Source organism: candidate division KSB1 bacterium (assembly GCA_022566355.1).
In the GTDB taxonomy this organism is placed as follows: Bacteria; Zhuqueibacterota; JdFR-76; order JdFR-76; family DREG01; genus JADFJB01.
The window spans coordinates 1-13,169 of the sequence record JADFJB010000021.1 but is presented as its reverse complement, the minus strand read 5'-3'; the positions used below and the strand labels follow the sequence as shown (position 1 = coordinate 13,169).

Below are 13,169 nucleotides of genomic sequence, written 5' to 3'. Positions count from 1 at the left end.
AAATAATAATGGTTCGAGAAAAAGAAATATTTTTAAAGAATATTCTTCAAATTATAGACTTAGTGGTTGTCTCCGTTTCCTTTGGGGTTACCTTCTATGTGATGGGTATAGTACGTAATAGGTTTAATCTCGGAAAGATGGCATTTGCTCCAAATTTTGACTTGCAAGGGGCACTTTTCTTTTTTGAAAATAATTTCATAATTTTTTTGTCGGCAATTTTTTTCTGGTTGATTTTTCTTAATTTCTTTGGTGTGTATCATGATTTTCGAACCGAAAATTACTTAAAAATCTTTTTTGGAATTATTAAATCAGCTATTGCATCAACGCTTGCCATAGGAAGTGTTGTGTTCTTGCTAAAAATGACCGAAACAAGCAGATTGTTTGTGGGTTTATTTTCTTGTATTTGTGCCATTCTGTTGGTCATTGAAAAAAGAGTTTTTATCATTTTTCTCGAATATGTAAGGACAAGAGGGTATAATCGAGTAAATATTTTAATAGTAGGTACAGGCAAACGGGCCCAAAAATTTATTGATGTAGTAAACAACCACAAACATTGGGGATTAAATATTATTGGCTTGATTGATGACGAGCCAGGGCGTACTGGAACTTATATTATGGGGAGTAAAGTTCTTGGCAGGCTATCTGATATCCCCAGGTTACTCCACACTTATGTGGTTGATAGGGTTGTATTTGTTGTGCCACGTTCATGGTTAGGGAATATTGAAGATGCAATTTTGGCTTGCGAAAAAGAAGGTGTAGAAACCTATCTATCAGTAGATCTTTATGATACAAAAATATCGAGCTTAAAACAGACAAATTTTGGTGGCTTTCCATTACTTGAATTTGAAACTTTTTCAGCAAATGAATGGCAGTTATTTGTGAAGCGGACTACAGATATTTTAGTTTCACTTACCGGTATTATTATTGCAATGCCCTTTTTTATTGTGCTTGCACTGGCTATTAAACTTTCTTCAAAAGGACCAATTTATTTTAAACAAGAACGCTCCGGGTTGAATGGTCGTAAATTTACTCTATATAAATTTCGGACTATGATGGTAGGGGCGGAATTACGAAAGAAAGAACTTGAAAAACAAAATGAAATGCAAGGACCCGTCTTTAAAATTAAGCGAGATCCTAGAGTGTATCCTTTAGGAAGATTATTGAGAAAAATCAGCCTGGATGAACTTCCCCAATTGCTCAATGTTTTGAAAGGTGATATGAGTATTGTTGGTCCTCGGCCTCCGCTTCCAATAGAAGTAGAGATGTATGAAATTTGGCAGCGTCGTAGGCTAAGCTTAAAACCGGGAATAACCTGTATCTGGCAAGTAAGTGGTCGAAATATGGTTGATTTTGATCGGTGGATGGAAATGGATCTGGAATATATAGATAATTGGTCGTTGTGGTTAGATGTAAAGATCAGTTTAAAGACAGTATTAGTTGTTCTTTTTGGTTATGGAGCTTATTAAGCAAAAGTTTTGAGGAAATATGACGAAGCAATAAAATGAATACATTGGCAAAAATAAATTCTTCAAGGAGGATTAAATGCATATCGCAGTAATTGGAACCGGTTATGTAGGATTAGTTACCGGAACGTGTTTTGCCGAATTTGGCAATGAAGTTATATGTGTTGATAACGACAAATCTAAAATAGACAAACTTCTCAAAGGTGTTATGCCAATTTATGAACCAGGGTTGGATATTTTAGTAGCAAAGAATGTGAAAGAAAAGAGACTGTCTTTTACAACAGATGTTAAAGCGGCTATTGAAAAGTCACTAGTTGTTTTTATTGCAGTGGGAACTCCACCAAAAGAGGATGGATCAGCTAATCTTCAGTTTGTCGGAGATGTCGCGAAAGATATTGCCAAATATAAAAACGGGTACAAAGTTATAGTCAATAAAAGTACTTCGCCCGTGGGTACAGGAAAATGGATTCGTTCAATCGTTGAAGATAATCAATCCAATAGTGTTCCTTTTTCTGTTGCTTCAAATCCGGAATTTCTTCGTGAAGGTTCTGCTATTGAGGATTTTATGCGTCCTGATCGGGTTGTCCTTGGTGCAGAGCAGCCGGAGGCATTTGCTATTCTAAAGGAGCTTTATAGTCCATTATATTTGATCGAAACTCCTTTCGTCGAAACCAATATTGAAACTGCAGAATTGATTAAATATGCAGCGAATGCATTTCTTGCTACAAAAATTTCTTACATTAATGAAATGGCTAATTTGTGTGAAATTGTTGGTGCCGATATTAACGATGTGGCAAAAGGTATGGGTCTAGATAATCGAATCGGCCGAAAATTTCTTCATGCCGGCCCGGGATATGGAGGCTCATGTTTTCCAAAAGACACCTCCGCTATTCACCAGTTAGCAAAATCCAAAGGTTTTGATTTGAAAATAATTGGCTCTGCTATTGAGGTGAATGTGAACCAAAGACAAAGGATGTTTGAAAAGATCAAAAAAGGAATTGGAGACTTTCAAGGTAAAACAATTGGTGTGTTAGGTTTAGCGTTTAAACCCAACACAGATGATATGCGAGACGCGCCTTCTGTAGATATCATTAAGAGGATTCAAAAAGAAGGTGGAAAAGTACGGGCATTTGATCCGGTAGCGATAGAGAATGCCAGAATAGATCTACCCGATATTGAGTATTGTGGAGAGACCTATGAGACAATTGAAGGGTGTGACGCATTGATCTTTATGACGGAATGGAATCAATTTAGAAGTTTAGATTTAGAAAAGATAAAATCGTTATTAAACAAGCCACTTGTGTTTGATTTAAGGAATATTTATGATCCGTCTAAAATGAAAAAGCTAGGCTTTGATTATTATGGGGTTGGCCGGAAAAATGCCACTGGCGGATAATTGTACAATTGTTCCCAATCGGAACACTTTATTATAAGTAGAAAAATATCTACTTTATATCTAACTAGTTGATAATTAATAAGTTTATCTATCTAGAAAATCAAAAATACCAAAGTTATACTTTGGTATTTTTTTTGCAACAATAAACAAATTTAAATACTAACATGTTAAGAAATAAGGCTGCTAAATAATTTTCAAATAATGACGATTTATCTATAGTGGCGTTTATTCTCTTAATGTCCATACCCTAATTCATTACCTTAAATTTGAATTGCTCAAAGCAAAGAGCAAAGTGATTGCTTGGGACTGACCAGGCGGAGCTGTAACTAATTAATTAGAGAATAATCTCACGTTAACGATAAAATCATATCTTGGATTCCAATCAAATCATTAAAATAATTTGTGATACCCATGTCCATATTTTCGATTATTTTGATTGGGAACAAATGCTCGATTCAGCTTTTTTGAACTTTAAAAATGCAGCATCTTCTTTTAATGATAACCTTCCATTTGTCGGAGTTTTATTTTTAACCGAAGACCATAACCAAAACTGGTTTGTTAAACATTCCTCAAAAGGTTCATCAGGCAAAAGTATATCCAAGTTAAAAAGTTGGAATATTCGATCTACACAAGAAGAATGTGCTTTAATTGTTGAAAAAAATTCTTATGAAAGGATATTCATAATAGCAGGCAAACAGATTAATACCTTAGAGTCTCTCGAAGTCCTTGCGCTGGCGACAACTAAGCAAATCCCAAATGGGAATCCAATCAGAGAAACTATCTCTGAAATATTATCAGTAGGTGGAATTCCAGTTTTGCCATGGGGTTTCGGTAAATGGCTTGGTAAGCGGGGTAAAGTTATCAGCCAAATATTAAATGAGAGTAAACAATCGAGAAATATTTTTTTGGGGGATAATGGAGGTCGTCCTTCTTTTTGGCGAAATCCATCTCATTTCAAACAAGCTGAAAAGTTGAGAATTCAAATTTTACCTGGGAGCGATCCATTAGCCTTTTCCTGGGAGGTAAACAAACCAGGATGTTATGGATTTTGTGTTAATGCTCATTTTGATTCCAATTTTCCAAGTAAAAAAATAAAAAAAATACTTTTTGACCCTGAAGCCAAATTATATTCATATGGAAAACTTGAAAATCCAATACGGTCGATTATTAATCAATTATTAATTCAATTGAAAAAGTCTAAGATATTATGTTTAAATTGACCTCTTTGACTGAGATAAAATAATGAATATTTTATTATTAGCTCCGCATCCATTCTATCAAGAAAGAGGAACACCTATTGATGTGTTATTAGTGCTTCGTGTTCTTGCTGAACGTAAAAACACAACTGTTGATTTATTGGTTTATAATGAAGGAGTGAATGTTGATTTAACAAATCTCACAATATATCGAACACCAAATTTAAGCTTTCTCAAAAACATCAATCCTGGATTTTCATTTAAAAAATTAATTTGCGATTTCTTCATGTTTTTTAAAGCCTGGAAACTGGTTTATCAGAAAAAATATGATCTTATCCACGCCGGTGAGGAATCTGTTTTTTTTGCGATGTTCTTCAATTATTTTTATAAAATTCCTTATGTTTATGATATTGATTCTTCCATTGCACAACAAATAGTTGAAAAAACCCCAGGGCTTTCAGCGTTTGCAAATATATTTAATAAAATTGAAGGGGCGGCAATAAGAAAGAGTTTGGCTAACCTTCCAGTATGTAACGCATTGGCTGAGCTTTGTGAAAAAAATGGATCTCAAAAAACTGTAACGATACATGATATTTCACAAATAAAGAAGCCTGATCATCCTACAAATGGTTTTTTAAAAGTAGAACTTGGGATTGATAAACAAATTCTGTTATATATAGGTAATCTAGAACATTACCAGGGTTTGGATTTACTCTTGGAAAGTTTTAAGCTAGCCTGTGAAGATACAAATAAAATTGATCTAGTAATAATTGGCGGAAATAGTATAGATATCGATTTTTACAAAGAAAAATCACGCAAATTAAAAATTGACAAGCAGACACATTTTCTCGGACCAAAACCTTTTGAAAAATTAGCCGATTATCTAAACAGTGCTGATATTCTCACATGCCCAAGGATAAAAGGTGTAAATACGCCAATGAAGATTTTTCCATATTTACATTCGGGGAAACCACTTTTAGCCACGGATCTTTATACCCATAACCAAATTTTAACGAATAATGAAGCCTATCTTGCACCAGCAGATCCAAATGGGTTCGCGGAGGGTATTGTAGCTCTTGCTGAAAACATAGAATTGCAAAAAAGATTTGGTAGGAACGGTAAAAATTTTGTTGAAAAAAATCATACATTTGCTGCTCATCAAAAAAGACTCAATGGAGTTTATGATTGGATTGAAGATCAAATTAGCCTTGGTTCTTCTTTCGGATAGTTTTAATGCTAAATCAGAATATAAAGACAAAAAGGACTAAAATTAAAGTTCTAGTTACCGGTGCTACGGGATTTACGGGAAATGCTCTAGCAAAAACATTATGCGCTAATGGCTATGATGTGCGAGTATTTGTGCGTGATAAAGAAAAGTTTTTTGCATTAGAGAATAACGGCAATTATGATGTAATAGTAGGAGATTTGAGAGATCCTGAGATTGTTGCTGAAGCAGTAAAAGGTGTAGAGAAGGTATTTCATATTGCTGCGATATTTCGGAGTGCCGGTATAACTGACCAGGTATATCGGGATATTCATGTCAAAGCCACAAAGTATCTGTTGGAATCATCTCTTAAGTATGGCATTCAAAAATTTGTACACTGTAGTACAGGGGGTGTGCATGGCCACATTGAAGATCCGCCCGCGAATGAAAGTTACCGGTTCAAGCCTGGCGATATTTACCAAGTCACTAAATTAGACGGCGAATTTGCTGCCCTGGATTTTCATAAGAAAACCGGCTTGCCTGTATCAGTTGTTCGGCCTACACCCATTTATGGACCAGGTGATCTAAGATTGCTGAAGGTATTCAAATTAGCACTACATACGCCAACAATAGTGTTAGGATCGGGTGAGATTTATTACCATTTGGTTTATATCGATGATTTGGTCAATGGATTTATTTTAGCCTCGGAAGTTGAAGAAGCGGTTGGAGAGAGTTTTATTATTGGTGGAGATGATATCCCGACTCTGAACCAAATCTTAGATAAAATAGCAGAGATATTCAATTCTTCCAAATTTAAGATACACCTTCCGGCTTTCCCGGTTCAAATTGCCGGTACCCTTTGCGAGAAAATTTGTATCCCCTTAGGAATTGAACCTCCAATCTACAGACGCCGAGTAGATTTTTTTACTAAAAGCAGGTCTTTTGATATCTCAAAAGCTAAAAAGATATTAAATTACCAGCCCAAAGTAAGCGTCGATGAAGGTCTGGCCAGAACAGCCGAGTGGTATAAGAATCAAAATTTGATTTAATATTAAGATTATAGTTATTTTTAAAATACAAATTGATATGGATAGTAAAGCATATAAAATTCAAGATTCGATTACCAATCAGAAAAAATCTAAATTGAAAAGATACCAGGAATTAGTTGTCGGTACTGAAAGCCTTCTCTATTTAATTAAATATGAACTGATCGTTTTGTTCATATCCTGGATTCCCGGGGCTCTTGGCATTTTTTTAAGAAGCAAATTATACTCAATCATACTTGGAAAGGTAGGAAGCTCGGTTGTATTTGGGACGAATATTGTTTTACGTCATCCTCAAAAAATTAATATGGGAGATAACGTAATTATTGATGATAACGTGATGATTGATGCGAAAGGATCCGGCAATGATGGAATCACTTTAAGAAATGATGTTTTCATTGGACGGAATTCAATTTTAAGTTGTAAAGATGGTAACATCGAATTGGATGAACGTGCGAATATTGGTTTTAATTGTGAAGTTTTTTCCTCGAATAATGTCAAAATTGGTAAAGACAATATTATTGCTGCTTATACCTATATTGTAGGAGGCGGCAACTATAAACTGGATCGGACGGATATACCCATTAATAGGCAATACGATTTTAAAGGTAAAGGCGGAGTTACACTTGGAGATGATGTTTGGATTGGTGCACATTGTGTTATTTTGGATGGAGTTCATATTGATAACGGAACAGCAATTGCGGCAGGAGCAATTGTGACGAAAGATGTCCCAGGTTTATGCGTTGCGGCAGGAATACCGGCAAAAGTTATTTTAAATCGAGCTAAATCATAATGATGAGTCAAAGATTAATAGAGACCGCACGTAAAAGTATTCAAAAAAATATTCCTGATTTGAATGCGTTCCTTCGTGGGAATTATCCGGAATTTATGTTTGCCAGAAATTTGCAGACAATTCAAGACGAAATTCCTGTTTTTGTCTATCACTCAGTCGAACCGCTTTCATTTGAATCACAATTAAAATTTTTGAAACAAAATGGTTATAAAACTCTTGTTGGCAATGAATTGTTTAGTTGTTTATCAGGCAAAGAACAAATACAAGAAAAGAGTATTGTTCTCACATTTGATGATGGATTAGCCACTTTGTTTAGTACAGCATATCCATTGCTCAAAAAATATGGATTTAGAGCCATTTGTTTTATTATTCCCGGACTTATTCCAAACAGCGCTCCTGAATCACCAACGTATGAAAACCGAAGAAACAACGTAAATGCAAAGGAATTAACTTCAAGAGAGCATTCTGAATATCCTCTTTGCTCATGGGAAGAAATTCGAGAGATGCATAATAATAGAGTTATAGATTTCCAATCTCATACGATGTACCATCATCAGATTTGTATCTCTTCTAAACTAATTGATTTTATCAATCCAAATTTTGATTACAATATTTTTGGTAACATTAATGTACCGGTTTACCAAAATAATGGGGTCAGGAATTATAGTCGGCAAGTCCCTTTGGGCACGCCGATTTTTAGATCGAATCCCAGGATGGCAGGGAATCCTGAATTGATTATAGATGAATCAATCAGGAAAGAGTGCACAGATCATGTGACGAATAATGGGGATATGGATTATTTTAATAAACCTTCTTGGCGGAAGGATCTAAGCTGTATAATTAAAGAAATTGAAAAATCACCTGGTTATGGCTTAACTTATGAGACAAATGAAACCCAAACTGATGAAATCACCGAAGATTTGACCCAATCAAAAAAAATTATTGAATCACAATTAAGCGGACATATTGTCGATCAGCTATGTTATCCCTGGTATTTGGGAAGTGAATGTGCTATACAGGCATCAAAAAAGATTGGATACCAAATGAATTACTGGGGAATTGTTAATGGTCGACCGACAAATAAAAATGGGTGTGATCTATTTTACATTCCAAGAATTGAGGAACATTATATATACAGGCTACCTGGTAATGGGAGGAAAAAACTCAAGAAAATAATAATGAAAAAATTAACCACACAGTTTCCCAGGTTTATTAAACGCTTAAATATTAACTAAAAGAACACCAATCATGAAAACAAAAGATAAATTTATTCCTCCGCCAAAACTTGATTTATCTGTTGTTATTCCTCTCTATGAAGAAGAGGAGAATGTAGATTTATTGCACAAGGCTCTAGATGATGTGCTTTCACCCCTAGAATATACCTACGAAATTATTTTAGTAGATGATGGCAGTAAAGATTCGACGCCTGAAAAATTAAAAGCAATTGCCAGGCGAGATCCTCATATGAAAGCAATATTGTTCCGAGCTAACTGTGGTCAGTCTGCAGCAACAGACGCAGGATTTGAATTAGCTACAGGTAAAGTAATTATTGTTATGGATGGCGACTTGCAGAACGATCCAAAAGATATACCTAAGCTTTTGGAAAAAATGGCTGAAGGGTATGATTTGGTTAGTGGGTGGAGAAAAGATCGCAAAGATAAGCTTATACTTCGAAAAATCCCTTCAAGAATTGCTAATAAAATTATTTGTTCCGTTACTCGAGTAGATTTACACGATACGGGTTGTGCTCTTAAAGCTTATCGATATAATATCGTAAAAAAAATTAATTTATATGGTGAGTTGCATAGATTCCTTCCGGCATTAGCAAAGGTGGAAGGTGCTATAATTACAGAAATACCTGTTAGGCATCATGCTCGTAAGTTCGGGAATTCAAAGTATGGTATTGCCCGTACTTTTAAAGTCATAATGGATTTAATGTCTTTGAATATTTTTATTAAATACCTGCAAAGCCCATTATTGTTTTTTGGGAAGATCAGTCTTTTCTATTTACTGTGTACATTTCTAGCAACAATTGGATTGGTTAATGGATTTGTCTTTAATAGTTATGAAGCAGCTGAAATGAATATTTTAATCATTATTTCATTCTTGTTTTTGGCCAGTTGTTTGCAATATGTATTTCTAGGTTTAGTAGCCAGTTTGATTACAAGTACAGGATCAAAAAAAGCTAATTATTTTTCAGAATTAATTCGAGATTAAACTATGGAAACAAGTCAATTAGACGTTCAAGAAAGTATTGTGAGCAAACACGACAATAATCATAAATCTAAAACTGTAGTGTCGTGTATTGTAGCACTCTACAATTCCGAAAATTATATTGATGAGTTAATCGATCAATTAGAATCAAGCCTGGTTAATTTTTCATATGAAATCATTTTTGTAGATGATGGCAGCACTGATAATACGGCTAATAAAGTTCAAACGAGAATTCCTTCCAATAAAAACTTCAAATTAATTAAAATGCGGTCAACTTTTGGAGAATCTGCTGCTTTGGATGCAGGCTTAAAACAATCAATAGGGCAGAACATTTTGTATTTTACGAGTCGGGTGCGAATTAATATTTTGCAATTAGAAAATCTTTTGAATCAGCTGGATAATGGATATGACTTGGTCGTGGGGTGGCGTTATCCGAGAGGGGATTCAAAACTGAATAGAATTGTGTCGAAGTTATTCAATTACATTATCAATAAGATAACTCAATTAAATTTGCATGATATAAATAGTGGTGTTCTTGCTGTGAAAAAACAGGTTTTGGAGAATATTGAGTTTTATGGCGGATTTAGCAATTTTATACCTGTGTTAGCGTTAAAGCAAGGTTACAAAATCACTGAAGAAAAAATTGAACAATTACCGGGAGCATTTAGAACATCACGTTATGTTTCTGAATATATTAGGAGATTTCTTGATATTATAACCGTAATCTTTTTAACTAAATATTCTAAAAAACCTATTCATTTTTTAGGTTTTCTTGGAGCAATTTTTACTATATTAGGAATAAGTATTAATTTTTATTTATTTATATATAGAATATTCTTGTCTTCACCTATAGCAGGCAGACCGCTTTTGCTTCTTGGAGCTTTGTTTTTGATAATCGGCATACAAATGGTTTCAATCGGTCTCATTGGAGAAATGATAATTTTTACACATGCCAAAGAGATTAAAGAATATAACATTGAAGAAATTATATCTCAATGAAGCTTATCATCCAAATACCGTGTTTTAATGAAGAAAAATCCTTGCCCAAAACGTTTGAGGATCTTCCTCGTCATATATTCGGAATTGATGAAATTGAAGTATTGGTTATCGACGATGGAAGCACCGATCGAACTATAGATGTGGCAAAAGAATTAGGGGTGAATCACATTGTTAAATTGACAAACAATAAAGGATTGGCTGAAGCATTTATGGCAGGTTTAGACGCCAGTACAAAATTGGGCGCAGATATTATAGTCAATACGGATGGAGATAATCAATATTGTGGTGAAAGTATTAAAAATTTAACCAAGCCTATTATTGATGGTGAAGCAGATATGGTGATAGGAGATCGCCAGGTAGATACAATTGATCATTTCTCCTATACAAAAAAGAAACTACAGAAAATTGGTTCCTGGGTTGTACGAAGATTTTCCAACACAACCATACCTGATGTAACAAGTGGTTTTCGTGCGTACAGCAGAGATGCAGCCCTTCGCTTAAATGTGATTTCTCGATTTTCCTATACACTTGAAACAATAATACAGGCAGGGAGGAAAAACATCGCCACTTCCTCTGTTTCTGTGAAAACAAACGGTAAATTAAGAGAATCAAGATTATTCAAGAGCATCCCTTCTTATATTAAGAGAAGTGTAGGTACAATGCTTCGAATTTACACCATGTATGAACCTTTACGTGTATTTACTTTTGCCGGGATGCTTTTATTTTCTGTAGGCTTCTTTATTTCGGTTCGATTTCTTTATTATTATTTTTTTGTAGATGGTGGATCAGGCCACATTCAATCTTTGATTCTGAGTGCAGTGCTAATGCTACTTGGCTTCCAATTCGGAGTAGTTGGTATAGTAGCGGATTTAATATCAGGGCACCGTCAGTTAACAGAAGACACATTATATCGTGTAAAAAAACTTGAACTGGGTATAATGAAACTTGAGAAAAATTCATATTCCAAAAACCAACCAATAATAAAGCCCGCAAAATCTTTTACCGATCATGCCCGTGATTTAAATTCTCACTCATAGCTGTCATTAATCAGATTTCTTTTTTTGAAAAAAATTTAAAAAACATTGAATAAAGTGGCTAAGAAAACTTCGATTTGGAGTTGGTTGCTAATCGGAGTAATTATTTTGATTGGTTCCTACTTACGGTTAGCTCACCTCGATGATCCTAGTTTTTGGGTTGATGAAATGAATCATGTAGTTGTTGCTCAATCTATACTTGAGGGAAAAGGCCCGGTTTTACCGAGTAATGAGGTTTATGATCGAAGTATTATTTTTACCAAATTAGTTTCTTTTTCATTTAGATTATTTGGCAACAATGAATTTGCTGCACGGTTTCCAAGCGCTCTTTTTGGAATTTTTTCAATAGGCTTAATCATATTTATTGGATCGCGCTTGTTTGAAAATAATGTCGCAATAACCACAGGTCTTCTTTATGCTTTCAACCCGTTCATGATTGGTTGGGCAAGAGAATGCAGAATGTATTCAATGTTTCAATGTTTCTTTTTGATAAGTATTTATGCTGTTTATGAGCTATTTGAGGGGACCAAACAAAGTCAGACTAAAAATCCTCCAAAATCCAGAGTTCAAAACCTTATTGTTGATTGGAACTTAAATTTAATGTGGCTGCCTTTAGTAATTGTTTCATCTTTGATTGCTGTTTCGTTACATCTTCTTTCCGGTGTTCTTTTTCCTTCATTAATTATTTACGCATCTTCAATGATCATTTTATTTGGAATAAGAAATGGCTGGACTAACACACTTAAATCAAAGTATTCGTTTCTAGTGTATGCGAGTATCACCATTTTTGTTGTAATTATTTTAATTGACTCCTCATTACTGGCAGGCATAACAAAATCTTTTCTATTTGCTCCAAACTGGGCTACACAAGAGTCAATGCAGGATCCATTTCGTTATGTAAAATTTTTAAGTTCGTCTTTTTTTATAACACTATTGATTTTTTCTCTCCTTGGAATTGTTGCCTTTTTTGTTAAGTTTCATCGACAAGGATTTTATCTATTAGTGAATTTTATAGTTCCCCTGGTTCTTTTGTCAACTCTTTTTACACTGCGAATGGAAAGATACATTTATCATATCTATCCTCTGATGTTATTCATAGCTGCTTACGGATTGGTTGAAGCTAGTTGTTTACTACAAAATCAAATTAGCAAAAGGATCTTTGTTCAATCAAAAACAGGACCATTCAAGCAGTTGTTTACGCATGCGTTTTTACCTGCATTTATTTCTTTGGTTCTTATTATGTCTCCGTGGTTCCGTTTTTCCAGAAAAATCCCTGACATTACTTATGGTACTAATGGAGCGGTCAGCCATTTAGAATGGCGTGAGGCCGCTAATTTTGTGAAGATTAGATTGTCTGATAATGACCCGATTATTTCGACGTTACCTTTAACTGTTAATTATTATGCTGGTAATGCTGAGTATTATTTCTTAGCTAGCCTGGAAAACCCTCGTCCAAATGAAGTTTACCGGAGTCCATCTGGATTAAGAGATACATATAATAACTCATTGGTAGTTGACACGGTTAATGATATCGAAAAAATTGTGGAAAATAACTCAATTGGATGGATAATTGTTGATACCTATCGCTTGGAAAGACAACGTTATGTTAGGCCTAAAGTTGTTGAATATATTAAAGCTCATCTAAAGTGCTTGTATAAGACACCTGGTGGAACTGTTGAAGTATACGGATGGGGCTAATCATATAATTAATCAGTTTTGTTTGGATGATTTAAAGATTAGTTGCCACCCCCCCCCAAGTGTTTCACCCAAAAACCAGACATTTAGAAATATTTTAGTTTAGTGCTTATGCTGCTTTTTGTTCAAATT

At 34.5% G+C, this 13,169-nt stretch carries 11 protein-coding genes; all 11 read left to right on the top strand.

The genetic code is table 11. From position 1 onward, the window contains the following. Positions 1 to 8: 8 nt before the first annotated feature. The 11 genes from IIC38_05830 to IIC38_05780 all read left to right on the top strand — a co-directional run bounded on the left by IIC38_05830 (position 9) and on the right by IIC38_05780 (position 13,040). On the top strand, positions 9 to 1,466 hold the full coding sequence (locus tag IIC38_05830) for a sugar transferase (GenBank protein MCH8125464.1): 1,458 nt from the start codon (positions 9 to 11) through the stop codon (positions 1,464 to 1,466). A 76-nt stretch (positions 1,467 to 1,542) separates the two neighbouring features. After that, positions 1,543 to 2,859, top strand: coding sequence for a UDP-glucose/GDP-mannose dehydrogenase family protein (locus IIC38_05825; protein MCH8125463.1), 1,317 nt, complete (start codon positions 1,543 to 1,545; stop codon positions 2,857 to 2,859). A 464-nt stretch (positions 2,860 to 3,323) separates the two neighbouring features. Further along, positions 3,324 to 4,079 (top strand): hypothetical protein, encoded by a 756-nt coding sequence (locus IIC38_05820; GenBank protein ID MCH8125462.1) that lies wholly within the window; start codon positions 3,324 to 3,326, stop codon positions 4,077 to 4,079. 22 nt (positions 4,080 to 4,101) lie between these two features. Continuing rightward, entirely contained in the window at positions 4,102 to 5,283 is a 1,182-nt protein-coding gene (locus IIC38_05815) for a glycosyltransferase family 4 protein (protein MCH8125461.1), read from the top strand. Positions 5,284 to 5,288: 5 nt separating this feature from the next. Further along, entirely contained in the window at positions 5,289 to 6,308 is a 1,020-nt protein-coding gene (locus IIC38_05810; GenBank protein ID MCH8125460.1) for an SDR family NAD(P)-dependent oxidoreductase, read from the top strand. Between the two features lie 37 nt (positions 6,309 to 6,345). After that, positions 6,346 to 7,095, top strand: coding sequence for an acyltransferase (locus tag IIC38_05805; protein ID MCH8125459.1), 750 nt, complete (start codon positions 6,346 to 6,348; stop codon positions 7,093 to 7,095). Then, positions 7,095 to 8,330, top strand: a complete 1,236-nt coding sequence (locus IIC38_05800; GenBank protein MCH8125458.1) for a polysaccharide deacetylase family protein — start codon at positions 7,095 to 7,097, stop codon at positions 8,328 to 8,330. The genes IIC38_05805 and IIC38_05800 overlap by 1 nt, the downstream gene beginning before the upstream one ends. A 13-nt stretch (positions 8,331 to 8,343) precedes the next feature. Next, positions 8,344 to 9,312, top strand: a complete 969-nt coding sequence (locus tag IIC38_05795) for a glycosyltransferase family 2 protein (protein MCH8125457.1) — start codon at positions 8,344 to 8,346, stop codon at positions 9,310 to 9,312. A 3-nt stretch (positions 9,313 to 9,315) separates the two neighbouring features. Then, on the top strand, positions 9,316 to 10,308 hold the full coding sequence (locus IIC38_05790) for a glycosyltransferase (protein MCH8125456.1): 993 nt from the start codon (positions 9,316 to 9,318) through the stop codon (positions 10,306 to 10,308). Continuing rightward, positions 10,305 to 11,345, top strand: coding sequence for a glycosyltransferase (locus IIC38_05785; GenBank protein MCH8125455.1), 1,041 nt, complete (start codon positions 10,305 to 10,307; stop codon positions 11,343 to 11,345). Before IIC38_05790 ends, IIC38_05785 begins: the two co-directional genes overlap by 4 nt. Positions 11,346 to 11,450: 105 nt before the next feature. Beyond that, positions 11,451 to 13,040 (top strand): glycosyltransferase family 39 protein, encoded by a 1,590-nt coding sequence (locus IIC38_05780; GenBank protein ID MCH8125454.1) that lies wholly within the window; start codon positions 11,451 to 11,453, stop codon positions 13,038 to 13,040. Positions 13,041 to 13,169 lie beyond the last annotated feature (129 nt).

Excerpts from the sequence above, each read along its gene's own strand:
- IIC38_05830 (MCH8125464.1), top strand. The coding sequence starts at position 9 with ATGGTTCGAGAAAAAGAAATATTTTTAAAGAATATTCTTCAAATTATA.
- IIC38_05825 (MCH8125463.1), top strand. The coding sequence starts at position 1,543 with ATGCATATCGCAGTAATTGGAACCGGTTATGTAGGATTAGTTACCGGA.
- IIC38_05815 (MCH8125461.1), top strand. The coding sequence starts at position 4,102 with ATGAATATTTTATTATTAGCTCCGCATCCATTCTATCAAGAAAGAGGA.
- IIC38_05810 (MCH8125460.1), top strand. The coding sequence starts at position 5,289 with ATGCTAAATCAGAATATAAAGACAAAAAGGACTAAAATTAAAGTTCTA.
- IIC38_05805 (MCH8125459.1), top strand. The coding sequence starts at position 6,346 with ATGGATAGTAAAGCATATAAAATTCAAGATTCGATTACCAATCAGAAA.
- IIC38_05800 (MCH8125458.1), top strand. The coding sequence starts at position 7,095 with ATGATGAGTCAAAGATTAATAGAGACCGCACGTAAAAGTATTCAAAAA.
- IIC38_05795 (MCH8125457.1), top strand. The coding sequence starts at position 8,344 with ATGAAAACAAAAGATAAATTTATTCCTCCGCCAAAACTTGATTTATCT.
- IIC38_05790 (MCH8125456.1), top strand. The coding sequence starts at position 9,316 with ATGGAAACAAGTCAATTAGACGTTCAAGAAAGTATTGTGAGCAAACAC.
- IIC38_05785 (MCH8125455.1), top strand. The coding sequence starts at position 10,305 with ATGAAGCTTATCATCCAAATACCGTGTTTTAATGAAGAAAAATCCTTG.